28 protein-coding genes are annotated in these 26355 nt (G+C 70.1%); 14 read left to right on the top strand and 14 right to left on the bottom strand.

The window, feature by feature from the left end; all coding sequences use genetic code 11:
* Nucleotides 1–11 precede the first annotated feature (11 nt).
* Genes Q7T09_RS17125 through Q7T09_RS17165 form a run of 9 tightly spaced genes read left to right on the top strand, consistent with a single transcriptional unit; the run spans nt 12 to nt 7991 of the window.
* Nucleotides 12–692 carry a 4-carboxy-4-hydroxy-2-oxoadipate aldolase/oxaloacetate decarboxylase gene (locus Q7T09_RS17125; RefSeq protein WP_304701349.1) on the top strand — a complete coding sequence of 227 codons (681 nt, stop codon included), beginning with the start codon at nt 12–14 and terminating at the stop codon, nt 690–692.
* 4 nt (nt 693–696) lie between these two features.
* On the top strand, nt 697–1788 hold the full coding sequence (locus tag Q7T09_RS17130) for a 4-oxalomesaconate tautomerase (RefSeq protein ID WP_304701350.1): 1092 nt from the start codon (nt 697–699) through the stop codon (nt 1786–1788).
* Nucleotides 1785–2651 carry an NAD(P)-dependent oxidoreductase gene (locus Q7T09_RS17135; protein WP_304701352.1) on the top strand — a complete coding sequence of 289 codons (867 nt, stop codon included), beginning with the start codon at nt 1785–1787 and terminating at the stop codon, nt 2649–2651. Before Q7T09_RS17130 ends, Q7T09_RS17135 begins: the two co-directional genes overlap by 4 nt.
* Nucleotides 2648–3667: an amidohydrolase family protein gene (locus tag Q7T09_RS17140; protein WP_304701354.1), complete on the top strand. Its 1020-nt coding sequence runs from the start codon at nt 2648–2650 to the stop codon at nt 3665–3667. The genes Q7T09_RS17135 and Q7T09_RS17140 overlap by 4 nt, the downstream gene beginning before the upstream one ends.
* A complete protein-coding gene (gene dctA, locus Q7T09_RS17145) occupies nt 3664–4932 on the top strand; it encodes a C4-dicarboxylate transporter DctA (protein ID WP_304701355.1) in 1269 nt (422 codons plus the stop codon). Before Q7T09_RS17140 ends, dctA begins: the two co-directional genes overlap by 4 nt.
* An 8-nt stretch (nt 4933–4940) precedes the next feature.
* A complete protein-coding gene (locus Q7T09_RS17150) occupies nt 4941–5822 on the top strand; it encodes an amidohydrolase family protein (protein ID WP_304701356.1) in 882 nt (293 codons plus the stop codon).
* Nucleotides 5815–6198, top strand: coding sequence for a protocatechuate 4,5-dioxygenase subunit alpha (gene ligA / locus Q7T09_RS17155; RefSeq protein WP_304701358.1), 384 nt, complete (start codon nt 5815–5817; stop codon nt 6196–6198). Before Q7T09_RS17150 ends, ligA begins: the two co-directional genes overlap by 8 nt.
* Nucleotides 6198–7043, top strand: coding sequence for a class III extradiol dioxygenase subunit beta (locus Q7T09_RS17160; RefSeq protein WP_304701359.1), 846 nt, complete (start codon nt 6198–6200; stop codon nt 7041–7043). Before ligA ends, Q7T09_RS17160 begins: the two co-directional genes overlap by 1 nt.
* Before the next feature lie 6 nt (nt 7044–7049).
* Entirely contained in the window at nt 7050–7991 is a 942-nt protein-coding gene (locus tag Q7T09_RS17165; RefSeq protein WP_304701361.1) for a Gfo/Idh/MocA family oxidoreductase, read from the top strand.
* A gap of 328 nt (nt 7992–8319) precedes the next feature.
* Here Q7T09_RS17165 and Q7T09_RS17170 read toward each other — a convergent pair whose 3' ends face one another.
* Nucleotides 8320–8823, bottom strand: coding sequence for a GNAT family N-acetyltransferase (locus Q7T09_RS17170; RefSeq protein ID WP_304701363.1), 504 nt, complete (start codon nt 8821–8823; stop codon nt 8320–8322).
* 63 nt (nt 8824–8886) lie between these two features.
* The gene (locus Q7T09_RS17175; RefSeq protein ID WP_304701365.1) at nt 8887–9528 is read right to left on the bottom strand and encodes a hypothetical protein; all 642 of its coding nucleotides are present in this window, start codon (nt 9526–9528) and stop codon (nt 8887–8889) included.
* A 236-nt stretch (nt 9529–9764) separates the two neighbouring features.
* Between Q7T09_RS17175 and Q7T09_RS17180 the strand changes: the two genes are divergently transcribed.
* A complete protein-coding gene (locus Q7T09_RS17180; RefSeq protein WP_304701367.1) occupies nt 9765–10487 on the top strand; it encodes a calcium-binding protein in 723 nt (240 codons plus the stop codon).
* Between the two features lie 158 nt (nt 10488–10645).
* Here Q7T09_RS17180 and Q7T09_RS17185 read toward each other — a convergent pair whose 3' ends face one another.
* Complete coding sequence (locus Q7T09_RS17185) at nt 10646–11395, bottom strand: hypothetical protein (protein ID WP_304701369.1); 750 nt, start codon at nt 11393–11395, stop codon at nt 10646–10648.
* A 124-nt stretch (nt 11396–11519) separates the two neighbouring features.
* The gene (locus Q7T09_RS17190; protein WP_304701370.1) at nt 11520–12302 is read right to left on the bottom strand and encodes a transglutaminase family protein; all 783 of its coding nucleotides are present in this window, start codon (nt 12300–12302) and stop codon (nt 11520–11522) included.
* Nucleotides 12303–12465: 163 nt separating this feature from the next.
* On the opposite strand from Q7T09_RS17190, the gene Q7T09_RS17195 reads away from it, so the two are divergent.
* Both Q7T09_RS17195 and Q7T09_RS17200 read left to right on the top strand, forming a co-directional pair.
* Entirely contained in the window at nt 12466–12903 is a 438-nt protein-coding gene (locus Q7T09_RS17195; RefSeq protein ID WP_304701371.1) for a hypothetical protein, read from the top strand.
* A gap of 59 nt (nt 12904–12962) precedes the next feature.
* A complete protein-coding gene (locus Q7T09_RS17200) occupies nt 12963–13277 on the top strand; it encodes a hypothetical protein (RefSeq protein ID WP_304701372.1) in 315 nt (104 codons plus the stop codon).
* A gap of 30 nt (nt 13278–13307) precedes the next feature.
* Here the strand turns inward: Q7T09_RS17200 and Q7T09_RS17205 are convergent, their stop codons facing one another.
* From Q7T09_RS17205 to Q7T09_RS17225, 5 genes are all read right to left on the bottom strand, one after another.
* Nucleotides 13308–13721 (bottom strand): response regulator, encoded by a 414-nt coding sequence (locus Q7T09_RS17205; RefSeq protein WP_304701374.1) that lies wholly within the window; start codon nt 13719–13721, stop codon nt 13308–13310.
* Entirely contained in the window at nt 13711–16923 is a 3213-nt protein-coding gene (locus tag Q7T09_RS17210; RefSeq protein WP_304701375.1) for a PAS domain S-box protein, read from the bottom strand. The genes Q7T09_RS17205 and Q7T09_RS17210 overlap by 11 nt, the downstream gene beginning before the upstream one ends.
* An 89-nt stretch (nt 16924–17012) precedes the next feature.
* The gene (locus Q7T09_RS17215) at nt 17013–17297 is read right to left on the bottom strand and encodes an EscU/YscU/HrcU family type III secretion system export apparatus switch protein (RefSeq protein ID WP_304701376.1); all 285 of its coding nucleotides are present in this window, start codon (nt 17295–17297) and stop codon (nt 17013–17015) included.
* Nucleotides 17294–18409 (bottom strand): flagellar hook-length control protein FliK, encoded by a 1116-nt coding sequence (locus Q7T09_RS17220; protein WP_304701377.1) that lies wholly within the window; start codon nt 18407–18409, stop codon nt 17294–17296. The genes Q7T09_RS17215 and Q7T09_RS17220 overlap by 4 nt, the downstream gene beginning before the upstream one ends.
* Nucleotides 18410–18505: 96 nt before the next feature.
* Complete coding sequence (locus Q7T09_RS17225; protein WP_304701378.1) at nt 18506–18898, bottom strand: hypothetical protein; 393 nt, start codon at nt 18896–18898, stop codon at nt 18506–18508.
* A gap of 204 nt (nt 18899–19102) precedes the next feature.
* Between Q7T09_RS17225 and Q7T09_RS17230 the strand changes: the two genes are divergently transcribed.
* A complete protein-coding gene (locus Q7T09_RS17230) occupies nt 19103–19270 on the top strand; it encodes a Flp family type IVb pilin (RefSeq protein ID WP_304701379.1) in 168 nt (55 codons plus the stop codon).
* A gap of 331 nt (nt 19271–19601) precedes the next feature.
* On the top strand, nt 19602–20798 hold the full coding sequence (locus Q7T09_RS17235; RefSeq protein ID WP_304701380.1) for an MFS transporter: 1197 nt from the start codon (nt 19602–19604) through the stop codon (nt 20796–20798).
* A 209-nt stretch (nt 20799–21007) separates the two neighbouring features.
* Here Q7T09_RS17235 and Q7T09_RS17240 read toward each other — a convergent pair whose 3' ends face one another.
* The 5 genes from Q7T09_RS17240 to Q7T09_RS17260 all read right to left on the bottom strand — a co-directional run bounded on the left by Q7T09_RS17240 (nt 21008) and on the right by Q7T09_RS17260 (nt 26243).
* Entirely contained in the window at nt 21008–22225 is a 1218-nt protein-coding gene (locus Q7T09_RS17240; protein WP_304701382.1) for a glycosyltransferase family 4 protein, read from the bottom strand.
* Nucleotides 22222–24081 carry a hypothetical protein gene (locus tag Q7T09_RS17245; RefSeq protein WP_304701384.1) on the bottom strand — a complete coding sequence of 620 codons (1860 nt, stop codon included), beginning with the start codon at nt 24079–24081 and terminating at the stop codon, nt 22222–22224. Before Q7T09_RS17245 ends, Q7T09_RS17240 begins: the two co-directional genes overlap by 4 nt.
* Nucleotides 24082–24135: 54 nt before the next feature.
* Complete coding sequence (locus Q7T09_RS17250) at nt 24136–24891, bottom strand: ABC transporter ATP-binding protein (protein ID WP_304701385.1); 756 nt, start codon at nt 24889–24891, stop codon at nt 24136–24138.
* Nucleotides 24888–25727 (bottom strand): ABC transporter permease, encoded by an 840-nt coding sequence (locus tag Q7T09_RS17255; protein WP_304701386.1) that lies wholly within the window; start codon nt 25725–25727, stop codon nt 24888–24890. Before Q7T09_RS17255 ends, Q7T09_RS17250 begins: the two co-directional genes overlap by 4 nt.
* Before the next feature lie 135 nt (nt 25728–25862).
* Complete coding sequence (locus Q7T09_RS17260; protein WP_304701387.1) at nt 25863–26243, bottom strand: VOC family protein; 381 nt, start codon at nt 26241–26243, stop codon at nt 25863–25865.
* Nucleotides 26244–26355 lie beyond the last annotated feature (112 nt).

A 26355-nucleotide genomic window follows, 5' to 3' on the forward strand; every position in this document is an offset into this window, starting at 1 on the left:
AGGACCCAGAGATGGCGCTCGTCGTTCGAAACATCCCGCGCGCGGAGTCCGCCGCCATCGACGCGCTCGCCGAGTACGGCGTCGCCACGGTCCATGAGGCCCAGGGGCGCATCGGACTGCTGGCCTCCTATATGCGACCCATCTATCGCCCGGCCAAGATCGCGGGCTCGGCGGTGACCTGCGAGGTGGCGCCCGGCGACAACTGGATGATCCACGTGGCGGTGGAGCAGTGCCGACCCGGCGACGTCCTGGTGGTCTCCCCCACCAGCCCCTGCGAGGACGGCTATTTCGGCGACCTGCTGGCTACCTCCTTGCAGGCGCACGGCGTGCGCGGCCTGATCATCGACGCCGGGGTGCGCGACATCGCGGTCCTGACCGAGATGGGCTTCCCGGTCTGGTCCCGGGCGGTGTTCGCCCAGGGCACGGTCAAGGAGACCATCGGCAATGTGAACACGCCGGTGGTCTGCGCCGGCGCCCTGATCCATCCGGGCGACGTGATCGTCGCCGACGACGACGGGGTCTGCGTGGTGCGCCGCGAACTGGCGGCCTCGGTGGCCGAGAAGGCCCGCGTCCGCGAGGCCAACGAGATCGACAAGCGCGCGAGACTGGCCGCAGGCGAACTCGGATTGGATATCTACAAGATGCGCGAGCGCCTGGCCGAAAAGGGCCTGGTCTGGGTCGACGAGGCCTAGGGGCATGCAGACCGCCATCCCATGCACGGTGATGCGGGGGGGCACCTCCAAGGGGCTCTACTTCCGCATCGAGGACCTGCCCGCCGACGTCGCTGTCCGCGACGCCGTGCTGCTGGCGGCCATGGGGTCGCCCGACCCCCGCGAGATCGACGGCATGGGCGGCGCTCATCCGCTCACCAGCAAGGTGGCGGTGGTGGGGCCCGCGACGCGGCCCGACGCCGATGTGGACTACCTGTTCCTCCAGGTGGTGGTGGACGAGCCCCGGGTCGATGCGGGCCAGAACTGCGGCAACCTGCTGGCCGGCGTCGGCCCCTTCTCCATCGAGACCGGCCTGTTTCCCGCCAGGGACGGGGTGACCGAGGTTCGCATCCACATGGTCAATACCGGGTCCATCGCCGTGGCCGCGATCCAGACGCCGGGCGGGGTGGTGCGCTATGACGGCGAGGCCCGCATCGACGGCGTGCCCGGGACGGCCGCGCCGATCCCGACGGACTTCCTCAATGTGGCGGGGTCGAGCTGCGGCGCCCTGCTGCCCACCGGCAATGTGCGCGACGTGGTGGACGGGATCGAGCTGACCGCCATCGACAACGGCATGCCGGTCGTCGTCATGCGCGCGGCCGACTTCGGCAAGACCGGCTACGAGAGCCCCGAAGAGCTGGAGGCCGACGCGACCTTGAAGGCCCGGGTCGAGGCGATCCGGCTTCGGGTCGGGCCGATGATGAACCTGGGCGATGTGGCCAGGAAGACCGTACCCAAGATGTGCCTGGTGGCGCCGCCGCAGCATGGCGGGATCATCTGCACCCGGAACTTCATCCCGCACCGCGTCCATGAGGCCATCGGGGTGTTCGGCGCGGTCAGCGTGGCGACGGCCTGTGTCGTGCCCGGCTCCATCGCCGCCGAGGTGGCCGGGATCGCCGATGTAGAGGCGGTCAAGGAGCTGGAGGTGGAGCATCCCACCGGCTTCTTCACCGTGGCAATGGAGGTGGCGGTCGTGAACGGTCAGGTGAGCGTCAGGCGCTCGGCCCTGCTGCGGACGGCCCGCAAGCTGATGTCCGGCGAGGTCTATGTGCCGGCCAGCGTCTGGGGCGGCCAATGACCCGCATCTGCCTCATCGGGTTTGGCGAGGTCGGCCAGATCCTGGCCGAGGACCTGGCGGCGGGCGGCGCGGCCGAGCTGTCGGCCCATGACCTCCTGTTCGCCGACCCCGACAGCCTCCCAAGCCGGGCCCTGCCGCGCCACGCCATTCGCGACTGCGGGACGGCGGCCGACGCCGTCGCCGGCGCGGAGCTGGTCATCAGCGCCGTGACCGCCGCCCAGGATGTCGAGGCCGCCCGCTCGGTGGCCGGCGCGCTGGGCGAGGGCTGCTTCTTCCTCGATCTCAACTCCGCCTCGCCGGGCATGAAGCAGGCCTCGGCGGCGATCATCGACCGGGCCGGCGGCCGCTATGTCGAGGCCGCGGTCATGGCGCCGTTCCCGCCCAAGCGCCTGGGCTCCCCCATGCTGCTGGGCGGTCCGCACGCCCAGGCCTTCGCCGACGTCGCCCGGCCTCTTGGCTTTTCCGGGCTGGAGGTGTTCTCCGACCAGGTGGGCCAGGCCTCGGCCACCAAGATGTGCCGCAGCGTGATGATCAAGGGCATCGAGGCCCTGCTGACGGAGTCCATGCTGGCCGCCCGTCACTATGGGGTGGAGGCCACGGTGCTGGCCTCCCTCTCAGACCTGCTGCCGCTGCCCGACTGGGAGGCGACGGCCCGCTACATGATCAGCCGCTCGCTTGAGCACGGCGTGCGCCGGGCCGAGGAGATGCGCGAGGCCGCCCGCACGGTGGAGGAGGCCCGCGTCTCCCCGCTCATGAGCCAGGCGATCGCGGAACGTCAGGACTGGGCCGCCGACCATCGCGAGGCGCTCACCGAAACCGACCTGGGCGCCATGCTCGACCACATCATCAGGAAGACGGCATGATCATCGACTGCCATGGCCACTACACGACGGCGCCGGCCTCCCTCCAGGAGTTCCGCGAGCGGCAGATCGCCTGCAACTGCGACGCCCACCAGCTGGCCCGCCTGACCCTGCCCAACATCTCCGACGACGAGATCCGCGAGAGCCTGGAGGGCGCCCAGCTCAAGCTGCAGCGCGAGCGCGGCACCGACCTGACGATCTTCTCCCCCCGCGCCTCGGCCATGGCCCACCACATCGGCGACGAGGCGGTCAGCCTGCAGTGGTCGAGGCTGTGCAACGACCTGATCGGCCGGGTGGTGGAGCTCTATCCGGAGAACTTCGTCGGCGTCTGCCAACTGCCCCAGTCGCCGGGCGTGCCGGCCGCCCACTCGGTGGCCGAGCTGGAGCGGTGCGTCACCGAGCTGGGCTTCATCGGCTGCAACCTCAATCCCGACCCCTCCGGTGGCCACTGGACGGCCCCCCCGCTCACCGACCACCACTGGTATCCGCTCTACGAGAAGATGGTGGAGCTGGACGTGCCGGCCATGGTCCACGTCTCGGCCTCCTGCAATCCGGCCTTCCACGCGACGGGCGCCCACTACATCAACGCCGACACGACGGCCTTTATGCAGTTCATCCAAGGGGACCTGTTCAAGGACTTCCCGACCCTGCGGATGATCATCCCGCATGGCGGCGGGGCCGTGCCCTATCACTGGGGCCGCTACCGGGGCCTGGCCCAGGACATGAAGCGCCCGCCGCTCTCCGAGCTGGTGATGAACAACGTCTTCTTCGACACCTGTGTCTATCACCAGCCGGGCATCGACCTGCTGCTGAAGGTGATCCCGGCCAAGAACATCCTGTTCGGCTCGGAGATGGTGGGCGCGGTGCGCGGCGTCGATCCCGAGAGCGGCCAGTTCTACGACGACACCAAGCGCTATATCGAGGCCAGCGCGATCCCCGACGCCGACAAGACGGCGATCTTCGAGGGCAACGCCAAGACGGTCTTTCCGCGTCTCGCCAAGCGTTTGGCGGCGGCGTGAGGCTGATCGGCCAGCTCTGGGTCCAGGTGCTGGCCGCCACCGTGGCCGGCGCCCTGCTGGGGCATTTCCACCCGGAGCTTGGGGCGGCGATGAAGCCGCTGGGGGACGCCTTCATCGCGCTCGTAAAGATGATCATCCCGCCGGTGATCTTCTGCACCGTGGTGCACGGCGTGGCCGGGATGGGGGACTTCGCCAAGGTCGGCAGGGTGGCCGGCAAGGCGTTGGCATACTTCCTCGGGGTGACCCTGCTGGCCCTGGTCTTCGCCATGACCGCGGCCAATGTCCTGCAGCCCGGCGCGGGGATGAACATCGACCCGGCGGCCCTGGATACCGGCCTGGTCGCCGACTACGCCAAGCAGGCCGAAGGCCAGACCGTGGCCCAGTTCCTGACCGGAATCATCCCCACCACCTTCGTCTCGGCCTTTACGCAGCCCAACGTCCTGCAGGTGCTGTTCGTAGCCCTGCTGTTCGCCTTCGCCCTGGCGCTCACCGGCGAGCGGGGCAGGCCGGTGCTGGACCTGATCGAGCGGGTCTCGGAGGTGTTCTTCAACGTCGTCGGCTTCATCATGCGGGTCGCGCCGATCGGGGCCTTCGGGGCCATGGCCTTCGCGGTGGGGAAATTCGGGTCCAGCGCGCTGCTGTCGCTCGGAACCCTGGTCCTGGAGTTCTGGGCGATTTGCCTGGTCTTCGTCTTCGGGGTGATGGGGGCCATCGCCTGGGCGGCGGGGGTCAACATCCTCAAACTGCTGGCCTACCTGAAGGACGAGATCGCCATCGTGGCGGGCTCCGGCTCCACCGAGGTGGTGCTGCCCCGGGTGATGCAGAGGCTGAAGGATCTGGGTTGCGACGAGGGGGTCGTCGGCCTGGTGGTGCCCACCGGCTATTCCTTCAACCTCGACGGCACCTGCCTCTACCTGGCGACCGCCGCCATCTTCCTGGCCCAGGCCACCAACACCCCGATGACGCTGGCCCAGCAGGCCGGGATGATCGGGGTGATGATGCTGACCTCCAAGGGGGCGGCCGCCGTGCCCGGCGCGGCCTTCGTGGCGCTGGCCGCCACCCTGGGCACGGTGGGGCACATCCCGGTGGCCGCCATCGCCCTGATCCTGGGGGTCCACAAGCTGCTGGCCGAGGCCCTGACCTTCGTGAACCTGGTGGGCAATACGCTCGCCAGCATCGTGGTCTGCAAATGGGAGGGCGCCATCGACCAGTCGGTCATGGACGCGCAGATCGGCTTTTCACCGCGCCTGGAAATTAGTAAGTAAGACATACAATGGACCCTGACTGGCTGCCCTTCCACCCCAATCCCAGCAAGCCCGCCTTCCGGCCGCCGGCCGGGGCGGTGGACGCCCACTGCCACGTGTTCGGGCCGGAGGCGCAGTTCCCCTTCGCGCCGGAACGCAAGTACACGCCGTGCGACGCGGGCAAGGACCAGCTCTTCGCCCTGCGCGACTTCCTGGGTTTCAGCCGCAACGTCGTCGTCCAGGCCACCTGCCACGGCAAGGACAACCGGGCGCTGGTCGATGCGCTGAGGGCTTCCAACGGCCTCGCCCGCGGGGTCGCCACGGTGGGGGAGGAGATCACGGAGGGCGAGCTCCAGGCCCTGCACGACGCCGGGGTGCGCGGGGTGCGGTTCAACTTCCTGCGGCGGCTGGCGGACTTCACGCCACACGACGTCCTGCAAAGGATCGCGGCCAAGGTCGCGCCCTTGCGCTGGCATGTGGTGGTCTATTTCGAGGCCCCGGACCTGGCGGAACTGCAGCCGCTGTTCACCAGCCTGCCCACCCAGGTCGTGGTCGACCACATGGGTCGGCCCGACGTGGCGCTCGGGGTCGACCACCCGCAGTTCCAGCGCTTCATCCAGTGGATGGAGGACGACCCGGACGTCTGGTCCAAGGTCTCCTGCCCCGAGCGGCTCTCCCTGGCCGGGCCCCCCTATGACGATGTGGTCCCCTTCCAGAAGGCCATCGTCGAGCGGTTCCCCGACCGGGTGCTGTGGGGCACCGACTGGCCGCATCCGAACCTCAAGGGACAGATGGCCGACGACGGCGTGCTGGTCGACCAGATCCCCAAGTTCGCCGCGACCGAAGAGGCCCGGCGAAAGCTGCTGATCGACAATCCGATGGCCCTCTACTGGGGAGATGACCGTGGCTGAGAACCCCTTCAAGGACATCCCGGGCACCACCCTGTTCGACGCCGAGCAGTCGCGGAAGGGCTACCACCTCAACATGTTCTGCATGTCGCTGATGAAGGCTCCCAACCGCGAGGCCTTCAAGGCCGACGAGCGGGCCTATCTCGACCGTTATCCGATGACCCAGGCCCAGAAGCAGACCGTCCTGGATCGCGACTGGAACGGCATGCTGGCGCTGGGCGGCAACATCTATTTCACCTCCAAGATCGCGGCCACCGACGGCCTCTCCTTCCAGCAGATCGCCGCGGTGATGTCCGGCGTCAGCCAGGCCGACTATGCGGCCATGATGCTGGCCGGCGGACGCACCATCGAAGGCAACCGCAGCAAGGGAGGCGTCTGATGGCCCGTATCACCGCCGGCGTCGCCACCAGCCATGTGCCGGCCATCGGCGCCGCCATCGACAACGGCCGTTCGGGCGAGGACTACTGGAAGCCGGTGTTCGCGGGCTATGAGAAGTCCAAGGGCTGGATCGCGGGCGCCAAGCCCGACGTGGTCATCCTGGTCTATAACGACCATGCCTCGGCCTTCTCCCTGGAACTGATCCCCACCTTCGCCATCGGCTGCGCCGAGAGCTTCGCCCCCGCCGACGAGGGCTGGGGCCCGCGCCCGGTGCCGACGGTCCAGGGCCATCCGGAGCTGGCCTGGCACCTGGCCCAGTCCCTGATCCTCGACGAGTTCGACATGACCATCGTCAACAGGATGGACGTCGACCACGGCCTGACCGTGCCGCTCTCCCTGATGTTCGGCCAGCCGGACGCCTGGCCCTGCAAGGTCATCCCCCTGGCGGTCAATGTGGTGCAGTACCCGCCGCCGACGGGAAACCGCTGCTTCAAGCTGGGCCAGGCCATCGCGCGCGCCGTGGCGAGCTTCCCCCAGGACCTCAATGTCCAGGTCTGGGGCACCGGCGGCATGAGCCACCAGCTGCAGGGGCCGCGCGCCGGCCTGATCAACAGGGAGTTCGACCTGGCCTTCCTCGACCGGCTGGTGGAAGACCCGGAGGTCCAGGCCCGCGTCCCCCACATCGACTATGTCCGCGAGGCCGGGTCGGAGGGGATCGAGCTGGTCATGTGGCTGATCATGCGCGGGGCGCTGACACGCCAGGTGCGCGAACTGCACCGCTTCTATCATGTGCCCGCCTCCAACACGGCGGTGGGCCACCTCATCCTCGAACCCGTCCCGGAGTAGCCCACAATGAAGATCGTCATGGCCGGCCAGGGCGCCTTCGGCATCAAGCACCTGGAGGCGATCGAGAAGATCGACGGGGTCGAGGTCGTCAGCCTGGCGGGCGGTTCGCCTGAGAGCACCAAGGTGGTCGCCGAGCGCTTCAAGATCCCGCACTGGACCACCGACCTGGCCGAGGCCCTGGCCCAGCCGGGCGTCGAGGCCGCGATCCTGGCCACCCCCACCGGCCTGCACGCGGCCCAGTCCATCCAGTGCCTGGAGGCCGGCAAGCATGTGCAGGTCGAGATCCCCATGGCCGACAACCTGGCCGACGCCCAGAGGCTGGACGCCGCCCAGAAGAAGGCCGGCAGGATCGCCATGGCCGGCCACACCCGGCGCTTCAACCCGTCCCACCAGTGGATCCATAAGAAGATCGTGGCCGGCGAGCTGAAGGTCCAGCAGATGGACGTCCAGACCTACTTCTTCCGCCGCACCAACATGAATGCGCTCGGCCAGGCGCGCAGCTGGACCGACCACCTGCTGTGGCACCACGCCTGCCACACGGTGGATCTCTTCCAGTACCAGACGGGCGAAACCGCCAGCATCGCCCGCGGCGTCCAGGGCCCGCCGCACCCCGAGCTCGGCATCGCCATGGACATGTCGATCCAGATGAAGGTCCCGGGCGGGGCGATCTGCACGCTGTCCCTATCCTTCAACAACGACGGGCCCCTGGGCACCTTCTTCCGCTACATCTGCGACGAGGGGACCTACATCGCCCGCTATGACGACCTGGTGGACGGCAAGGAAAACCCCATCGACGTCAGCCAGGTGGACGTCTCGATGAACGGCATCGAACTGCAGGACCGCGAATTCTTCGCCGCCATCCGCGAGGGGCGGGAGCCGAACGCCAGCGTGGCGCAATGCCTGCCGGCGATGGAGACGCTCGACAAGATCGAGAAAAGCTTGGGCTAGGGACTGGGCGCGGCCGCAGGAAGGGCTTCACGTAGTGTGGGATGGTGGCGCTCAGGGAGTTCCACCGGCGCCGGGGGCTCACGTTGCGGGGTCAGGGCGTAGCGGATGTCGGACGGCGTCACGTGGCTGCCGCTTCCCCACAGGGGACCACAGCTACCGCCACCCATCCCTCTAATCGAGCCCGTGGCATGACACGGGGGGATGAAGTCCGGGTGGGTCCACATGAACAGCAGCATGGCTGTGGTGAAGGCGAGCACGATATAGCCCGCCCAGGCCCAGAAGGTGGCTCTGGGATCGTCCTCAACCTCCTTTTCCTTGCGGCGCCACCTCATGTCGCGGGTCGTCTCCTGGGGACGGGTCGGTGCACCTTCCCTCGGAAGGTGCACACCGCATCGGGCCGATAGGGGCTGAAACATCGGATGGGGCGATAGCCGGCCCGGCGGTAGAGGGCGATGGCGGCGGGCTGGCGGCGGCCGACCTCGAGGCGGAGGCGCCAGAGGCCGAGCTGGGCGGCGCGGCGTTCGGCGGCGACCAGCAGGCGGGCGGCGAGGCCCAGGCGTCGGGCGCCGGGACGGACATAGAAGCGTTTCAGCTCGCCGACCCGGCCCTGGGCGATCAGGGCGCCGCAGCCTATCAGTTCGCCGCCTACGCGCACGATCAGGAAGGTGACCTCGGGGCCGGCAAGGGTGGCGACCGGCAGCAGGGTGGTGTTCCGCTCCGGATAGAGGGCGGCGAAATAGGCGTCGCGTTCGGCCAGCAGGCGGCGGACCTCCTCCGAGCCGGGATCGGCGGGCGAGACGTGGACGTCTCCGGAGCGGCGGCGCGGACGCATGTGGAAGGATAGCGCCAGGTTCGAGGCGTGGGCTAGCGGCGCGCGATCCCCGGCGCGCCCGCCTCAACCCGCCGGGATCACGTCGCAGCCGTAGAAGTACCAGTCGATCTTGGTGTCGAAAGGCCAGAATACCACCTGGGCCCGGGTCGTGTCGTCGGGCGAGCCGGGGGGCGCGGCGATCAGGACGTGGCCCTGGGCGATGGGCGCCATGCCCTGGATATAGGCCTGGCCGCCGGGGCCGGAAATCCCCGCGCCGTTGACATAGTACTTGGCCTGGCTGGCGCCGCCCTCCCTGGGGTCGACGGCGCAGTCGATGAGGTAGGTCTTCTGGCCGAGCGGCTTGAAGGAGACCTGCGCCCAGCCGATGGGCTTGATGAGGGCGCTGCCGCGCCCGGGCTCCGCCGACACCGACGCCTCACCAATGGAGAGGAAGGCCGAGGCGGTCGCCGGGGCGTCGGGGGTCAGCTGCACCTTCTGGCCCACGGCGGGCGGCAGGGCGCCGGGCGCCAACTGGCCGAACGCCTGGACGAGCCGGGCGGGCGCCAGGGGCGGCGGCTTGGGCGGTGCGGGCAAGACGCGCAGCGCTGGCGGCAGGGCGCCGGGCGGCGCCGGAATTCGCGCCAGGCGCGGCTGACTTGCGGCGGGGGCGGCCACGGTCAGCAGGGCGGTGGCGAGGGTGGCGAAGGCGGACAGGCGGGAGGTCATGGCCGTTCACTCCATCGGCGTACGCCGTTCTGCGGTGTGCGCCGGGGGAAGGCTCCGCCCGGTGGCGCGCGGGGGCCTTGATCCCGATCAAACCGCTGCGGCCACGCGCCGCGGCGGCCAAGGGGGCCGGAGTTCCGATATTCACCTTGCTTGTCGGCGGCGCGGTAACCGCGACCGTCTAGGGATGAGCCATAGCTGAGGCGCGCCGCCTGGCGCGTCGACGACCGGAGGAAGACATGCCCCACGTCGATCGCGAAGACGACATCGAGGATCGCCGCGGCCTCGAGCCGGAGGACGACGACACCCAGGCCGGCGGCGGGACCGAGCCGGACGACGACGCCACGGACGTCCTCCGCGGCTCCGACGGCGACGACTCCCTGGAGGGTTCCGCCGGTGACGATCACATCGAGGGCGGCGGCGGCGAGAACCATCTGCGCGGCGGCGACGGGAACGACGACATCCGGGGCGGATCCGGCTTCGACGACCTCAACGGCAATGTCGGCGCCGACACCCTGCACGGCGGCGACGGAGACGACTGGGCGGTCGGCGGCAAGGACAATGACGACCTGAGCGGCGATGACGGGGACGACATCGTCAACGGCAACCTCGGCGACGATACCGAGGACGGCGGCTCGGGGCGCGACCAGGTCCGGGGGGGCCAGGGGAGCGATAGCCTCTCCGGCGGCGCCGGCGACGACTGGATGTCCGGAGACCGCGGCGCCGACACCCTCACGGGCGGCGGGGGCGCCGACACCTTCCACTTCTTCGCCGGGGCGGGACTCGATCAGGTGACGGACTTTTCCTTCGCCGAGGGGGACCGGGTGCTGCTGGATGACGACACCGTCTTCACGGTCCGCCAGAGCGGCGCCGATGTCGTGGTCGAGACCGCGGGCGGCGACCAGCTGGTCCTGGTCAATGTGCAGCTGTCGAGCCTGCCGGAGGGCTGGATCTCCGACTGAACCCCGTCAGCGCATCAGGCCTGCCGCGCGCAGGGCGTTCTCGATGACGCCGAGCAGCGGCTTGGCCGGCGCCGGCCCGGCGGCCGCGCCATTGGCGGGGCTGACCGTGCGGCAAAAACGCGCCCGGGCGGGTCAAGGCCGGCGGCCGAGGCGTCGCCTCAAGCCGTGTGCAAGCCCCGATGGCTCGTCGCGTCGCCGCCGCCCCGGGCGCCGCCGGACTTTGCGGTGTTGGTCGTCGCGGCGCGTAGCTTCTCAAGGTCGGCGGGCAGGTCGCCGCGCCGGTTGAGCAGGTCGCGGGCCGACTGCAGCTCGGCCAGGCGGGCCGACCGGTTCCTCCAGTACTCGGCGAAGACCCCCGCGGCGGCGCGGACCTCGGCCAACCGGTCGTCGAGGGAGGGTTCGGGCTTGGGCGCGTCCTGGCCGTGACCGCCGTGGCCAGGATCGCCGTGACCGGGCCCAGGGCCCTGGACGTTGACGATGACCTGGGGGCCGTGGGCGGTCAGGGCGCCGGCGGGGGAAGGCCCGTGCGCCGGCGCCGGGGCGTGGGGCGGATGAGGCGGGGGCTTGGCCGGTTCGCCCACCGCCCGGAGCTTGCCGACCTCGGCCGCCAGTCCCGCGCTGATCCTCAGCACGTCGCCCAGCAGCGGCTCGATCGCCCGCAGGAGGTTGTCGCGGGCCTTGTAGATATTGGCCAGTTCAGCCTTGGCCGCGGCCTCGGCGAAGACCAGGATCGTGGCGTGTTTCCAGGCGATGACCTCGGTGTCGGGGGCCTTGCCGGCGACGGCGCGGCGCGCCAGCAGGGCCAGGATCACCAGCAGCTCCAGGCCCGCCAGCAGCCAGCCGAGACTGCTGAGGCTGGAGAACGCCAGCGGCGCCTCCACGCCGTACGGGAACTCGCAATGGTTCATCTGCCACTCCCCCGCCGGACCGACCCCAGGGTCCGATGGGGCGCACGATAGTGCAGCCGGGGCGGGTTGGACGAGGGTGAATGATCGAAAAATAGTCAGACGGCCGCCGGTCCCGGCCGGGCCGTCAGTCCCGGGTCTTCTCAATGGCGAAGGACTGGGAGATCAACTCGGCCTTGCCGAAGATGGTCATGAAGGCGATGTCGGCGGCGTCCAGGCCGGTGGCGACCCGCACCAGGCCGTCGATGGGCGCGAGACCCGTGGCGTCGATCAGCCGCCAGCGGCCGCCCAGATAGACCTCGGCCACGGCGTGCAGGTCCGGCGGCTCCAGCTTCCAGGCATAGGCGGAGACGGCGCGGGCCGGAATGTCGGCGGCGCGGCAGAGGCTGATGGCCAGATGGGTGAAGTCGCGGCAGACCCCGGCGCGGTCGACGAAGGTGTCCATCGCCGTCGTGGCGGCGTCGCTGACCCCGGCCTGATAGGTCAGGTGCTCGCCGATCCAGGCGAGGATGGCGGCCACCTTGTCGCCCCCGGAGAGGTTTCCGAACTCCTCGCTGGCGAAGGCCTCGAAGCGGTCCGACGGGCAGTAGCGGCTGGCCCGCAGGTAGCGCAGGGCCTCGCCGGGCAGGTCGCGGATGGCGGCGGCGGCGGCGCCCTTGAGGTTGGCGTCGCGGGCCAGCAGCTCGACCTGGGCCACATAGGCGATGGCCACCTCGCCGTGGGCGGTGAACACCGCGCGGCGCTCGCCGGTCACGGAATCGTCCAGGCGGGCGATCTCGGCGGCCGGCGTGATCGTCAGGCGCTCGGAATGGATGGCCTGGTCCGCGGCGCGGGCGGCCTCCAGCAGCAGCAGCACCTCGCAGGGCCGCTCGAAGCGGTAGGTCAGGTCGGTGGTGATCGATAGTCGCATGGTCGCTCCGGGCCCAACGCGCGGGCGGGCGCGACGTTGCCGGCGCGTGAATTCAGGTATCGCGGTTCGGGGATTGGTCCCATGGTGAAGGTCTTGCGCTTGAGCGGGTCCAAATCCGCGGCGCCGTCTCGACGCCGGCGCCCGGCGTTCCCTGGAGGGAACAATGGGATCTCGCCGCATCATCCTGGCCGGCCTGGTGTTGGCCGCCGTCTTCGCCGCGCCCCTGGCGCTCGCCGCCGAGGGCGGGCCGATCCAGGGAATCCCCATCGGCCTGGAGGGGGACCCTGGCAGCGTGCGGGTCCCCGGCGTCACCGACGCCCGGGGCGAGGCGATGTTCGGAAAGCTGGCGCCCGCCCGCTACAGCGTCGTCCTGAATGACATATCGATCCTGAAGGGGCCGATACGGATCAGCGTCGGAACGCCGGACGGGCCCATGGTCACCTCCGAACCCATCGCGCCCGGCAAGGGGCGCGCCTACGCCGTGGACAAGGCCGGCCGGAGGCTCAGCGTGGCGATCCCGCGTGGCGTCCAGGGCGGCGGCCGGGCCGGGGGGCAGCTGCGGGTCAAGCTCACCATCTTCGACCGCTGGGGCAAGCGGTAAGCCGCCGCGCCCGACATCGACAGGACGGCGTGGCCGTCCTGAACCCCGGGGAAATGTCCATGAAGACGATCATCGTGCTGGCCGCCGCGGCGGCCTTGTCGGCCTCCTCGGCCCTGGCCCAGCCGCCGCCGAATCCCAACTGCAAGACCCAGGCCTATGGGGCGCCGACCCTGATCACCGGAACCGCCCAGGCCAGTCAGCAGCAGCAGGCCCAGATGGGCGCCCGGAGCAACTGGAGCGCCAAGGCCAGCGCCTTTGGCGGGGCCTATACGTTCTGGAACAAGGCGGCCAATAAGAGCACCAACTGCCAGTCCTCCAAGCCCGCCTTCACCTATGTCTACAAGTGCACGGCCACGGCCCAGCCCTGCCGCTGACCGATCAGGCGCCGGCCTGGGCGATGGGGGCTAAAGTAGAAACTCGTCGCGCCGCGGCGCCGGGGGGATCGGGGGGCGCAGGAGGCGGGCGACCCGGGCCAGGAGCTGGCTCTCGCTGAAGGGCTTGGTCAGATAGTCCTTGGCGCCAAGGGCCACGGCGCGCTGCACGTCTCCGGCGTCGTGCCGCGCGGTGAGCATCAGCACCGGCAGGCGTTTGGGGTTCTCCCGGGCCCTCAGGTGCTCGAGCACGCCGAAGCCATCCATCTCCGGCATGTTGATATCCAGAACCAGGCCGTCCGGATGCAGTTCGGCGATCCGCTGCACCGCCTCGGCGCCGTTTCGCGCCGTATGGGTGTCGTAACCCGCCATCCTGAGCCGGGTGCGGATGAGGTCCCGGATGCCGACCTCATCGTCCACCACCAGGATGCGAGGACTAGCCGACATGGGCTTGCTCCTGGGCCTGTTGGTCATGGTCGAACGCCGTGGCGCGGGCGACCGCGCTGATCAGGGCCCGGGGGTCCAGGGGTTTGGCCACGATGTCCTGGAAGCCCATGGCCGTCAGCCGGCCCCCGATCTCTGCATCGGCGTCGGCGGTGTAGGCCAGGATCGGGGTGGCGTCGTTCGGACCCGGGGTCTCGCGGATCCGCCGTAGGGCGCCCGGTCCGTCGAGCCGGGGCATGCGCACGTCCATGAGGATGACGTCGTAGGGCCACAGGGCCGCCAACTGAGCGGCCTCTTCGCCGTCGCAGGCCTCGGAGACCTCGGCCCCAACGCCGGCCAGGAACAGGCGCGCCAGCTCCCGATTGGCGGCGTGGTCGTCGGCCACCAGAACGCGGACGCCGGCGAAGGTCAGGCGTTCGATCGCCGGCCCGTCGGCGCCGCCCTGCGCCGCCTGCGCCAGGGGCGCCGGGATCCTGAACCAGAACCGGCTGCCCTGGCCCACGACGCTGTCGACGCCGATCTCCCCGCCCATGGCCTCCACCAGCCCCTTGCAGATCGCCAGGCCAAGCCCCGTGCCGCCATGGGCCCGCGTCAGCGAGCCGTCCACCTGGGAGAACCGCTTGAAGAGACGCTCCTGCTGCTCCGGCGAGACGCCCGCGCCGGTGTCGACGACCTCGACGCTGAGCGTCTGGGCGGACCGGTCATAGGCCGTGCGCAGGGTGACGCCGCCGAGGGTGGTGAACTTGACGGCGTTGCCCACCAGGTTGAGCAGGATCTGGCGAATGCGGTCGGGATCGGCGGAGATGATCAGGTCCTCGGCGTCCCCCTCCAGGGTCAGGGTCAGGTCCTTGGCCCCGGCCTGGGGCGTGAACAGGTCCAGGGTCGCGCGGCTGAGCTTGGCCAGGGGCACCGGCTGGACATGGAAACTGACCTGACCGGCCTCCAGCTTGGAGAAGTCGAGGATGTCGTTGACGGTGCACAACAGCGCGCGGCTGGCGTCGCCGACGCGCTCCACATAGTTACGGGTCAGCGGGGCCAGATCGGCCTGCTCGGCGGCCAAGCTGGTGAACCCGATGATGCTGGTCAGCGGCGTGCGGAGCTCGTGACTCATGTTGGCGAGGAACTCGGCCTTCACCGCCGCGGCGGCCTCGGCGTCCGACTGGGCCTGGCGCAGCCGGGCCTCGAGGACCTTTCGCGGGGTGATGTCATGGATGACGTCGGTCAGGCCGACGACGGCGCCGCTGACCGGATCGGTGACCGGGGTCGGCTTGGATTCCAGCCAGATCTCGCCCCCGGACTTATGACGGGCGCGGTACTCAACCGCCCAGGGCGCGACGGCGCCATTGGAGATCAGAACCGCCTGGCACATCTCGACGACCTTCGCCGCGTCCTCGGGATGCATGAAGGTGAGGGAGGTTTGCCCGATCAGCTCCTCCGGCGTGAAGCCGGTGATCGCCAGGCAGGCGGGCGACATATAGGTGAGCACACCGTCGAGCCCGCTTTCGCTGATCATGTCGGGTGCGTTCACGGTCAGGCTTCGGAAGCGGTGCTCGCTCTCGGCCAGGGCGCGTTCCATCTCGTGTTTGACGGTGACGTCGCGGAGCACGCTCATCACCTCGACCACCTCGCCGGCCTCGTTGCGCAGGATCGTCGGACTGCCTTCCAGCCAGATCTCTCGGCCCGACTTGTTTATGATCTTGTGTAGCTGTCGGGCCTTGGGGTCGGACACCATTCCGCTCAACAGGCCCGAGATGAACTCGGCGGAGTGCTTCAGATTATCGGGCGCGATCAGCCTCATGATCGATTGGCCCACCTCCTCCTCCGGATCCAGGCCCAGAGCCCGGCAGGCCGGCGACAGGTAACGGATCAGGCCGTCCGGACCGACCCGGACCAGGATGTCGGTCGAGTTCTCGGCCAGGGCGCGATACTTGGCCTCGCTCTCGGCCATGGCGACCTCGGCCTTCCTCTGCTCGGTGATGTCCCGGATGACGCCGACGATCTCGGCCGGGGCACCCGCCTCGTCGCGGACCAATTGGAAGTGGGACTCAAGCCAGAGGAGGCGACCGTCCTTGTGGGCGGCGCGATGCTGCACCGTCTTCTCGCCGGCCCCCTGCGCCATCTCGTCGATGGCCGCGAGAACCACGGCCTGGTCGGGGCCGTAGACGAAGGTCTCGGCCGGGTGTTCGGCCATCTCCGCCGGATGGTAGCCCAGCAGCTTGTGGACCGCCGGCGAGACGTACCGGCTCTTGCGGTCGAGGCCGATGCGGGTGATCACGTCGCCGACATTGTCGGCCAGCAACTTGTAGCGCGCCTTGCCGAGTTCCAGGGCCGCCAGCGCCCGCTTATGGTCCGTCACGTCCTGGAAGACGCCATAGATCGCGGCGACGCCGCCGCGGGAATCCAGCATGCAATCGGCCTTGCAGATCACGTCGCGCAGATCGCCGTCGGGCCGGCGGATGCGCAGTTCGAATTCGTAACCCTGACCGGTCCGGATCGCCTCGGCGACGAGGTTGGCGACCTTGGCGCGGTCCTCCTCGGGATAGAAGGCCACGGTTCCATCATAGTCGGGGTCGAAGGATTTCCGTGACACTCCATGGATGCGGTAGACCTCGTCGGACCAGGTCACCTGCCCGCTGGAAACGTGGTAACGCCAGCGACCGACGCCGGACATGCGCTCGGCCATGTTCAACTGGCGGCGGGCCTCGCCCGCCAGGCGCGCGGCGCGGTGAATCTCCAGCTTGTCCACGACGATGTCGGCGAGGGTCTTCAGCCGATGGAGGGCCTCGGCCGAGGGCGCGGGACGGACCTTGGTGTCGATGACGCAGAGCGTGCCCAGATTGAATCCGTCCGCGTCGGTCAGCACCACGCCCGCATAGAAGCGGATATTCGGATCGCCGGTCACCAAGGGGTTTTCGCGGAACCGGGGATCGCGGGCGGCGTCCTCCACCACCAGGGTGGCGCCGGCCTCCAGCTCGATCGTATGGGCGCAGAAGGCCCAGGACCGGGGCGTGGACTGAGCCTCCAGGCCTTGCCTGGACTTGAACCACTGCCGCTCGGCGTCGACCAGGGAGATCAGCGCGATCGGGGCGTCGAAGATGTCCGCCGCCAGGGCGGTCAGGCGATCGAAGGACTCCTCGGGGGGGGTGTCGAGCACGCCGTAGCTGTCGAGGGCCCGCAACCTGGCCGCCTCGGATCGCTTCGCCATCGGCTTCCTCCCATCCTCACCCGGGGAGCAGTATGGCGGGCGAATATGGGGATAGGGTTACTGCCGGCGCGGCATTTCGCCGTCCTGGGTCAGCCCTGGGTCGGAGGGGGTTCCGGGACCTGGGCGCCCTCGCGCATCAGGAAGGCGAGGATCTCGGCCACGGCCAGGAACAGGCGCTCGGGGATCTCGCTGTCCAGCTCGACCTTGGACAGGGCCTCGGCCAGCAGGGGATTGTGCTCCAGGGGCACGCCATGGCTCTCGGCCGCGGCGATGATCCGTTCGCCGACCAAGCCGCGACCGGTGGCCACCACGCGGGGCGCATTGGGGGCGTCGTACTGCAGGGCCACGGCCAGACGGTTGCGGTCGGGGGTCATGCCGACTGGTCCAGCAGGCGTCCCGACGGCGTGGCGGGCGCGGGCGGGGGGCCGGAGTGCACGGCCATCTCCAGCTGTAGATTGGCGGCGGCGAGCGCCTGGGCCAGGGCTGGCTGGGCGGCGCGCAGGCGATCGGCGATGGGGCCGCGGGCGACCCACAGGCTGACCCGGGCCAGGTCGCCCTCGAAGGCCAGCTGGGCGTCCACCGGGCCGACGGGTTCGAAGTCCACGGAGAAGCGGGCGCGCCACAGGGGCTCGCGGTCGTCCTCGCGCCCCTGACCGCCGCCGCCGTCGCGGCTGATCTCGAACTGGGCGACGCTGGGGCCCTGGGGGGTTTGCAGCGGGGTCTCGAACATCCAGCGGGTGGGCTCGCCCGGCCGCTCGGGCTCGGGCAGGGAGGCCAGCTGCAGAAGATCCAGGTGGGCCAGGGCCCCCTGGGTCTCGGCGGCCAGGGTCTCGCCGATGGCGCCGGCGCCGGCCTCAAGCGGCAGGCTGGGCAGGGCCGCCCGCTGGGCCGAGGTGGGGGCGCCGCCATAGGGCGGGCGCGGCGTGGCGCCCGGGGCGCGGCGGTTGGGGGGCGGCCCCAGGGCCTGGCGCAGGATAAGCAGGGCGGCCTTCAGGTCGGAGCCCAGGGGCGAGGCCTCCGGATGGGCGGCGAGATTGGCCTCCAGGAACAGGCCCGAGCCCTTCAGGGCCCGCTTGATGTCGGCGGCGCCCACCTTGGGGTCGAGGGGGACCAGCTGGGTCAGCATCTGCAGGGCCGCGGCGCGGGCCGGGGGCGACAGGGCCTGGGCCTGCAGCGCCTGGCCGAGATCGGCCAGCAGGGGGGCCAGCCCGCTCTGGCGGGTGAGGGCCGAACGCATGGCCGTGGCCAGGGCCAGGGCCTGGTCCTGGGTCTGGGGCAGGGCCGGCGCCTGGCGCGGGGCGGTCTTGATCTGGGCGGCCTGTCCAGAGCCCTCGACGGGCAGGGCCGGATCGACCGCGTCGGCCTCCACCGCTCGCTGCATCTCCCGCAGCAGCTCGCCCCCCACCACCCGGGCGACCGGGCGCACGGGGGTGAGCGCCGGCACGAGGGCGGCGGAGGGGATCGAGGTGAGCGGTGCGACCTTCATGGCGCGGCCTGGCTAGACACGCCTGGAGTCTAGGAGTTCAGGGTGAAGCGGGTCTTAAGGCGAGGTTGCGCCGCCAGGATGAGCCCCGGGACCCGGTCAGCTTCCGGGCGGGGCGCGGTAGGGAAGGTAGCCGCGCTCGACCATCCGGCGCATGGCCTCATAGGCCTCGGCCAGCTCCTCATAGGCCCCCCGCAGGGCCGAGAGGCGGGCCATCTGGTCGGGCCGGGGATTGACGGTCTCGCTCAGAGCCAGGGCTTCCTTCACCCACTGGGCGCGGGCCATGGCGGCGGCCACCGCCATCCGCTGGAACTTGCCGCTGTCGGCGTAGCCGAGAACGGCGCCGATCACCTCCTTGTTGGAGGCGAAGGCCGTGTAGTCGATCTGTTCAAGCTGTCCGCGCATGCGGCGCTGGGCTTGAGGATCGTCGGTCTCCTGCGGCTCGAAATGATCGACCGCGTGCCGGTGGTAGCTGGATGTACGGGTCGCCATGACGGGCTCCCTTCCTTGTTCCCCGCCAGTCTAGGCCCGGGGGCCTTCAAAGGCGTTAAGAGCCGGGGGCAGGGTAAACGGGCCGTCAGCCTTAATACATCTTATTCGTGCTTGGAAAGCTTTACTTCAACCCAACCGAGCAGAGTTGGGCCTTAGCGTCGCGGGCATGGGCCTGGCGAGGCTCCCGGAAAGGGAAAGGTGCACATGTCCAAGTTCCTGCGCAATTTCATCGCCGACGAGTCCGGCGCCACGGCCATCGAGTATGGCCTGATCGCGGCCCTGATCGCCGTCGTGCTGATCGCATCGATCTCCGTCCTGGGTCAAAAGGTCGGCGGCACCTTCGACAAGGTCGGCGCCGCGATGCCGCAATAGGCCGCCCTCATTCCAGGTTGGAGCGTGACCACCGCCTGAGCCGGCCTCGGCCTCAGGCGGACCATGCTCCAGGCCGGAGCGGCATCCCCCCGCTTGCTCCGGCCACCTGAGGCCTGACTGCGGCCCCAAATAAGACGTAAGACTGACGATTCGCCTTACTTAGCATTGACGGGAGCGTCCGTGCCTCCCACTCTCCGCGCCAATCGAGGCCGCGGACGAACCGCGGCCAGTCCTGGGGGGTGACCGTGGACCACCTGAACATCGCCACTGGCGCGGAGCGGCGCCTTGGGGCTTCCTGCCGGTCGAGAATATCCGAACGGGGGAATCGGCCATGACCGCAGCGGTCGCCAAGCGTCTCAGCCCAGGCTTCATCGTCGCCATCTGCTTCTGCATCGCGGCCTTGGAAGGCTACGACATCCAAGCCTTCGGGGTCTCGGCGCCGCACATGGCGCCGGAGCTTCACCTCAATCCCGGCCAGATGGGCTGGGCCGGCAGCGCGGCCATGATCGGGCTGGTGATAGGGGCGCTCACCGGCGGCTGGTTCGCCGACCGCGTGGGGCGCAAGCCGGTGCTGGCGGTCTCGGTGGCGGCCTTCGGGATATTCTCCGTGGCCACCGCCTTCGCCAACAGCTTCGAGACGCTGACCATCGCGCGCCTGCTCACCGGCATCGGCTTCGGCGGGGCCATGCCCAACCTGATCGCCATCGCCACCGAGATCAGCACGCCCGCCAAACGGGCGGCCACCACCACCAGCATGTTCTGCGGCCTGCCGGCCGGGGGCTCCCTGGTGGCCCTGCTGGCCAGCAACGGCGGTGAGGCCCTGGACTGGCGGACCATCTTCCTGATCGGCGGGGCCCTGCCCCTGCTGTTGACCCCGGTGGTGCTCTTCCTGCTGCCGGAAACCCGGCCCGAGCATGACCCCGCGGCCGACCGCGGGTTGGCCAAGGGTCTGTTCTCCGAGCGCCGGGCGCTCACCACCCTGCTGATCTGGCTGGTGTTCGGCCTGGACCTGCTGGTGACCTACCTGCTGCTCAACTGGCTGCCGACCCTGGTGGTGGCCAAGGGCTTCACGGCCGCCGACGGCGCGGCGACCTCGCTCTATTTCAACGTCTTCAGCGTGGTGGGCGCCCTGATCCTGGGCTGGTTGGCCGACCGGGTCGGTTTCCGCTGGCCCCTGCTGGCGGTGTTCCTGGTGCTGGCCGGCGCCATGTACGGCCTAGCCCAGTCGGCGGGCCTGCCGGCCATCAACGGCTTCGCCGCCCTGGCGGGCTTCACCGTGGTGGGGGGGCTCTATGTGCTCTATGCGCTGGCGCCCATCTACTATCCGGTTCAGGTGCGGGCCGCCGGCGCCGGCGCCGCCATCGCCGTGGGGCGGCTGGGGTCCATCGCCGGGCCCCTGATCGCCGGAGAGTTGCGCGGCGCGGGCTACAGCGCCGACCAGGTGTTCCTGTCCATGGTGCCGGTGGTGCTGGTGGGGGCCGTGGCCGTGTTCGCGCTGATGAGCGTGGGCAGGCCGGTGAAGGATTAGATCCGTCCACGAACGACACGAACCATACGACCGAACTCAAGCGTGTCATCCCGGTTTTCGCGGCAGGCGGAAAGACCGGGACCCAGACGCGCGGGGCGTGCCGGAGAGATCGGTGAGTATGGGTCCCGCACTTCCGGCCTTCGGCCTACACGCGGGATGGCACCCTTAAGTTCGGTCGTATGGTTCGTATTGTTGGTGGAACGACCTTCTCAGCCTGCCCGGATCGCCGCCATCGCCGCGCGCTTCACCTCGTCGGGCAGGGTGGTGAACCAGGCCTGGGGCGAGAGGCGCTCGGCCACCATCCGGCGGCCGTTGTCGGCCAGGCGCCGGGCCAGGTCCGGCTCGGCGCGCACGCGCCTGAGCGCCTCGGCGGCGGCGTCGAGGTCGGGATCGGCCCAGGTCTGGCCCCTGTAGATGCCTTGGCTGTCCTCCACCGGGATCTGGCGGGCGGGGATCAGCAGGGCGCTTGAGGCGTCCATGAAGTCCAGGTTCCCCGACCAGCCGGTGGCGATCACCGGGGTCCCCAGCGCCATGGCCTCGGCCGGGGTCAGGCCGAAGCCCTCGGCCCGGTGCAGGGAGACCAGCACGTCGGCGCTGGCGATCAGGCTCTTGACCTGGGCATAGGGCCAGACCGCGTCCTCGATGGCGACGTTGGCCGGCGCCAGGCGGCGCAGACGGGCCAGGTGATCGGGGAAGAGGTGGCCGTTCTGGGTCTTCATGACCAGGCGGGCGCTGGGGTCGTCGCCGAAGGCGCGGGCGAAGGCGCCGATCACGCCCTCCGGGTTCTTGCGGGCCGCGGCGGAGTTGAAGTCGAACAGGCTGACCGCCAGGAAGCCCGGCGCGCGCGCGGCCGGGACCACATCGCGATAGTCCTCCAGGAAGAAGGGATGAGGCACCACGCGCACCGGGGCGGCGGCGCCGGAGAGCGCCTGGGCGGTATAGGCGCTGGGCGCCCAGATCCCGTCCACCAGGGCGCCGTCCTTCAGCCAGAGATCGGGCGCCCTGGGCAGCTCCCAGGCCCAGTAGCCGTAACGGGGGCCACGGACCCGCCTGGGGCCGAGGAAGGCCAGGGCCGCCAGCAATTCTGGCGGGTTGAGGTGGAAGATCCAGGGGCCTGCGGCCGGCGCCGGTCCGGCCTTGCCCAGCCAGTCCAGCCGGGCGGCCGAGACGTCCACCTGCTCCACCGGCACGCCCAGGGCCTCGAAGGCGCGGACGGCCAGGCGGGCCGAGGCGGCGATGCCGTGGGAGCCCTCGAAGAACCCCACCACCCGGATCGGTCCGTCCACGGACTCCGCACCGTGCGGGGCCCGGGCCGAGGCGCGGACATAGGCCGCCAGCGCCCGGCTCAGCACCGGCTGGGCGGCGCGGCGCAGGGACTCCGGGACCAGGCCGCGCCAGAGGCGGCGGGCGGCGGCGACAGGGCTCATGCCCGGGCCGCGCGCCAGGCCACCCCGTGGGCCAGCAGGGCGATGGCGTCGGCGGGGACCAGGCCCCGGTCGGTCTGGAACACCACCTCGCCCACCTGGGCAGGCGCGGCGGCGGGCTCGCCCGAGGCGGTGAGGAAGCGGGTCGTGGCCGCCTCGAAGACCGGGGCGTTGGTCCCTTGCGCCCAGCGCTCCATCACCACCAGGGTCGGGCAGGCGCCGGTCGCCGGAGACCGCCGCGGGACTTGGGGCGCGTGGCGGACGGTGAGGCGGGCCAGCCGGAAGACCGGATGGTTGCGAACGCTCGCCGGCAGGGCCGCGATATCGATCCCGAGTTCGGCCAGGCCGCCGCCGATCAGCCAGCGGAGGTAGGCGAACCCCTGGCGGAAGCCGCCAAGCGGGAACAGCCGCTGCAGGTCTCCGCGATCCTCCCAGATGTCGAGGAACAGGCGCGGGAAGGGCAGGCCCCTGGCCAGGCGGGCCGCCAGCGTCTCCAGGCTGGGATCTGTCAGGCCGTGCGGCCAGCCGGCGCGATCGGCCAGGCCGTAGGCGGCCACCTGCAGGCGGGCCTCGGGCGCCTCGCCCACCACATAGCGGGCGGCGCGGGCCACGAGGCCGGAGTCGCAGATGTCGGTGGGCAGCAGGCGGGCGTCGAACCGGCCGGCCAGGGCCTCGGGCCCCAGCAGCCAGGCCCGCAGGCCCCTGTCGTCGTCGGCGAAGCGGTCGCGCAGGTCCTTCCGCGCCGCCAGCATCGCGGCCAGGGCCGGGGCGGGCGAGGTCTCCCCCAGCCAGCGGACCAACTCCTCCGACGGACTGAGCCACGGCCCCGGCGGCGGGGCGACCGGCTGGCGGGCGCTCGCGCCGGAGGGGGCGTCGAGCCAAGCCTCCGCCGCCGCCGTCAGGCCGCCGCCGAAGGGCTCGCGGGCCCGCGCCGCCGCCAGCATCCGTCGGCGTTGCTCGGGGCTCACCAGCCGCCCCGAGGGGAAGGCGCGGTGGCCATAGGGCGTGGACCGGGTCGTGGCGTGACCGTTGCGCAGCATGGCGCCGGCATAGGCCTTCAGCAGCTCGGCCAGGGGCGAGCCCGGGACGACCTTGATGCGGTCCTGGTGCTTGGAGAGCAGGTCGGGGCGGGCGGGATCGAAGCCCGAGAAGTGGAAGAAGGCGAGGGGCTCGCCGTCCACCCGCCAGCCGTCGGCGGCCTTCTCCAGCGTCCGGCCCTCCAGGTTCCAGTAGGCGAGGTTGAGCGCCGGCGTGCGCAGGATGGCCAGGTCGCTGACCAGGCCTGGCGCCAGGTCCATCCACTTCTGATCGGTGAACAGGCCGGCCGCGAAATCCACCCGGCAGTCGAATTCCAGTTTCTCGGCCCACCAGGCCAGCAGGGCCTCGATCTGCGGCTCATCGCGCACAGCCATGAAGCCGAGATTGTAGGCGCCGGAGGTCAGGATGACGTGGTCGTTGGGATTGGCGTCGCCCTTGAGGGGGCGGGTCATGTGCGGGGTCAGGACCAGGGGCGCGCGGGCCAGGGCCTCACGGACCTCGGTGAGCGGCCGGCAGACGTAGATGTCGGGGTCCAGATAGACCGCCGAGGTCACGCCGGGCTCGGCCAGCAGGGCGCGGAAGGCGTGCGGCTTGACCGCGGTGTTCAGCTCCAGGGCGTCGTAATAGGCGCACAGGTTGGCGAAGTTGGGTGTGATGGTCCCGGCCTCGATCACCCGGATGGCCTTGTCGGAAAAGGCGATCGGTCCGTCGGTGGCGATGACCACGCGAGCCACGCCGGGCTCGGCCGCGGCCAGGCTCTCCATCAGGGTCGCCGCCTGGGCCGCATAGTTGCGCGATACGATGGTGAAGACGACGTCCACGGGGTCTCGCGCCTGCCTCTGGGATCGTTGGTCTAGCAGTCCCGGGCCGCGCCGTCAGGCGTCGGCGAGCAGGTCGTCCAGGTTCTTGACGCTGGTGACCGCCGAGGCGACGCCGCCCTTCATCACCATGACCTTGTTGCAGTAGAGGCGGATCAGATCGATGTCGTGGGAGGCCAGCACCAGGATGCCGGCCCGCTCCATCAGCGACAGCAGCCGCTTGTGGGCGATCTTCTGGAATTGGGCGTCGCCGACCGCGATCCATTCGTCCATCAGCAGCACATCGGCGTCGACGGCGGTGGCCACGGCGAAGGCCAGGCGCGCCTGCATGCCGGCGGAATAGGTCTTCAGTGGCATGGCCAGGAAGGGACCCAGGCCGGTGAAATCGCCGATCTCCTCCAGCTTGTCCTCGATCTCGCGGGCGCTCAGGCCGGCGATGCGGCCCCGAAGGCGGATGTTGTCATAGCCGGTGGCCGAGGCGTCGATGCCCAGGTTGAGGTCCAGCAGGGAGGCGATCTGGCCGTGAATCTCGATCTGGCCCTCGTCGGGCTCATAGGCCCCCGACAGAGCCCGCAGCAGGGTGGTCTTGCCCGAGCCGTTGTGGCCGATCAGCCCCAGCCGGTCGCCGGCCTTGAGCTTGATATTCACCTTGGAGAGCGCCGTGACCTCGGTGGCCCCGGTCAGGGACGAGCCCAGGCGGCCCCCCACCGTGACCACGGCCAGGCTCTTCTTCAGCGACTTGGCGTCCACCCCATAGACGGGGAAGCGCATGGTCAGGTCGCTGACCACGATGGAGACCTGCGGGCCCTTCATAGGTAGTGCACGATCCGGCGGCGGGTGAGGGCGAAGGCGGTGAAGGCGCCGGCCCAGCCCAGGACGGCGAGCAGGGCCAGGATCGGATAGGTCCCCGATCCCGACTGGCCGCCCATCAGCGGGGTGCGGATGCCGTCGATCATGTGGAAGAAGGGGTTCAGCACCAGCAGGGCGTGGGCCCTGCCGCCGCTCATACGGCCGGGCTGCCAGAAGATCGGGGTCATGAACATGGCGAACTGCATGATCGAGCCGACGATCTGCGGCACGTCGCGGAAGCGGGCCGAGGCGATGCCGACCGCCATGCTGACCCAGGAGACATTGAGCATCAGCAGGGCCAGGCCGAGCACGGCCATGGGCAGGTTGGCCACCTTCCAGTAGCCGAACCAGATCAGCACCACGACCACGATCACCAGGTGGTGGGCGAGCGTGATCAGGTTGCGCAGCACCGTGCGCCACACGAAGGTGAACATCGGCAGCGAGGTCTGGCTGAGCATGCCCGAGGCATGGACGAAGGTGTCGCAGCCCTCGGTGACGACGCCGACGATGACGCCCCAGAAGACGATGCCCAGGGCCACGAAGGGCATGTATTCCTGGATCGGGACCTTGAAGATCTCGGCGTAGAGGAAGCCCATTCCCAGGACCATCAGGCCCATGGAGAGCGTGATCCAGAACGGGCCCAGGATCGAACCGCGATAGCGCGAGACGATGTCGTGCCAGGCGAGCGACCAGGCCAGGTCGATGCGTTTCGTCGAGGCCTTGAGGTCAGCGAACGCCATGCCGAATTCGTGCAGGGTCCCGTGGCGGCCCGTGCGCAGCATGTGTTCCGAGGTTTGCATCAACTCTCCCGACCGGGGCCGCTGGTAACAGGTCGCATTTTGCGGCGCAAGCGTGGCGCCGGGCCGCGAATTCCCCGGGAATCAGCGGTGTTCCAGCGCCCGTGTCGGCGATCTCGGAGCTCAGGAGGCGCGATCCTAGCGCGACGGGGGCTCGAACAGCTCGATCGGGTTGCCCGAGGGGTCCTCGATGAGGATCTGCTTGCCGCCGTTGCCCTGCACGATCTCGTTGCGGAAACGGCCGCCCGCCGCCTTGAGCCTTTCGACCTCCGCCTCGAGATCCCCGACCGCCAGCTGGATGCGGTTCCAGCCGCCGGGGGCGGGCGCGTCGCCATTGGGCATGCTCTGGCCCGCGCCCCCGGCGCCGGGGCGGTTCAGCAACATTCGCAGCGGCCCACGGCTGAGCATCGCGAAGCCCGGCCCCGCCTGCATGTCGACGGTGAACCCCAGCAGATCGCGATAGAAGGCGACGGCCGCGTCCATGTCGGCGACGAAGTAACGCACGCTTACGGTATCCATCGAAGTCTCCGTTCGGTTTGTGGGCTTCGCGCCCATTGCGCGCTTCACCCGGGAGAAAGGAGGGCCGCCGAACTCCGACGGTCCAGGTGGACAGCAGCTCGGCAAGAGCGCT

This window comes from Phenylobacterium sp. (assembly GCF_030645195.1).
In the GTDB taxonomy this organism is placed as follows: domain Bacteria; phylum Pseudomonadota; class Alphaproteobacteria; order Caulobacterales; family Caulobacteraceae; genus Phenylobacterium.

Coding starts and splice junctions, on each gene's coding strand:
- Q7T09_RS17225 (WP_304701378.1), bottom strand. CDS start 18,898: ATGGCGACCCGTACATCCAGCTACCACCGGCACGCGGTCGATCATTTC.
- Q7T09_RS17140 (WP_304701354.1), top strand. CDS start 2,648: ATGATCATCGACTGCCATGGCCACTACACGACGGCGCCGGCCTCCCTC.
- Q7T09_RS17210 (WP_304701375.1), bottom strand. CDS start 16,923: ATGGCGAAGCGATCCGAGGCGGCCAGGTTGCGGGCCCTCGACAGCTAC.
- Q7T09_RS17135 (WP_304701352.1), top strand. CDS start 1,785: ATGACCCGCATCTGCCTCATCGGGTTTGGCGAGGTCGGCCAGATCCTG.
- Q7T09_RS17255 (WP_304701386.1), bottom strand. CDS start 25,727: ATGCAAACCTCGGAACACATGCTGCGCACGGGCCGCCACGGGACCCTG.
- Q7T09_RS17165 (WP_304701361.1), top strand. CDS start 7,050: ATGAAGATCGTCATGGCCGGCCAGGGCGCCTTCGGCATCAAGCACCTG.
- Q7T09_RS17230 (WP_304701379.1), top strand. CDS start 19,103: ATGTCCAAGTTCCTGCGCAATTTCATCGCCGACGAGTCCGGCGCCACG.
- Q7T09_RS17240 (WP_304701382.1), bottom strand. CDS start 22,225: ATGAGCCCTGTCGCCGCCGCCCGCCGCCTCTGGCGCGGCCTGGTCCCG.
- Q7T09_RS17185 (WP_304701369.1), bottom strand. CDS start 11,395: ATGAACCATTGCGAGTTCCCGTACGGCGTGGAGGCGCCGCTGGCGTTC.
- Q7T09_RS17130 (WP_304701350.1), top strand. CDS start 697: ATGCAGACCGCCATCCCATGCACGGTGATGCGGGGGGGCACCTCCAAG.
- Q7T09_RS17195 (WP_304701371.1), top strand. CDS start 12,466: ATGGGATCTCGCCGCATCATCCTGGCCGGCCTGGTGTTGGCCGCCGTC.
- Q7T09_RS17125 (WP_304701349.1), top strand. CDS start 12: ATGGCGCTCGTCGTTCGAAACATCCCGCGCGCGGAGTCCGCCGCCATC.
- Q7T09_RS17215 (WP_304701376.1), bottom strand. CDS start 17,297: ATGACCCCCGACCGCAACCGTCTGGCCGTGGCCCTGCAGTACGACGCC.
- Q7T09_RS17160 (WP_304701359.1), top strand. CDS start 6,198: ATGGCCCGTATCACCGCCGGCGTCGCCACCAGCCATGTGCCGGCCATC.
- Q7T09_RS17180 (WP_304701367.1), top strand. CDS start 9,765: ATGCCCCACGTCGATCGCGAAGACGACATCGAGGATCGCCGCGGCCTC.
- Q7T09_RS17250 (WP_304701385.1), bottom strand. CDS start 24,891: ATGAAGGGCCCGCAGGTCTCCATCGTGGTCAGCGACCTGACCATGCGC.
- Q7T09_RS17175 (WP_304701365.1), bottom strand. CDS start 9,528: ATGACCTCCCGCCTGTCCGCCTTCGCCACCCTCGCCACCGCCCTGCTG.
- Q7T09_RS17170 (WP_304701363.1), bottom strand. CDS start 8,823: ATGCGTCCGCGCCGCCGCTCCGGAGACGTCCACGTCTCGCCCGCCGAT.
- Q7T09_RS17260 (WP_304701387.1), bottom strand. CDS start 26,243: ATGGATACCGTAAGCGTGCGTTACTTCGTCGCCGACATGGACGCGGCC.
- Q7T09_RS17150 (WP_304701356.1), top strand. CDS start 4,941: ATGGACCCTGACTGGCTGCCCTTCCACCCCAATCCCAGCAAGCCCGCC.
- Q7T09_RS17200 (WP_304701372.1), top strand. CDS start 12,963: ATGAAGACGATCATCGTGCTGGCCGCCGCGGCGGCCTTGTCGGCCTCC.
- Q7T09_RS17205 (WP_304701374.1), bottom strand. CDS start 13,721: ATGTCGGCTAGTCCTCGCATCCTGGTGGTGGACGATGAGGTCGGCATC.
- Q7T09_RS17220 (WP_304701377.1), bottom strand. CDS start 18,409: ATGAAGGTCGCACCGCTCACCTCGATCCCCTCCGCCGCCCTCGTGCCG.
- Q7T09_RS17190 (WP_304701370.1), bottom strand. CDS start 12,302: ATGCGACTATCGATCACCACCGACCTGACCTACCGCTTCGAGCGGCCC.
- Q7T09_RS17235 (WP_304701380.1), top strand. CDS start 19,602: ATGACCGCAGCGGTCGCCAAGCGTCTCAGCCCAGGCTTCATCGTCGCC.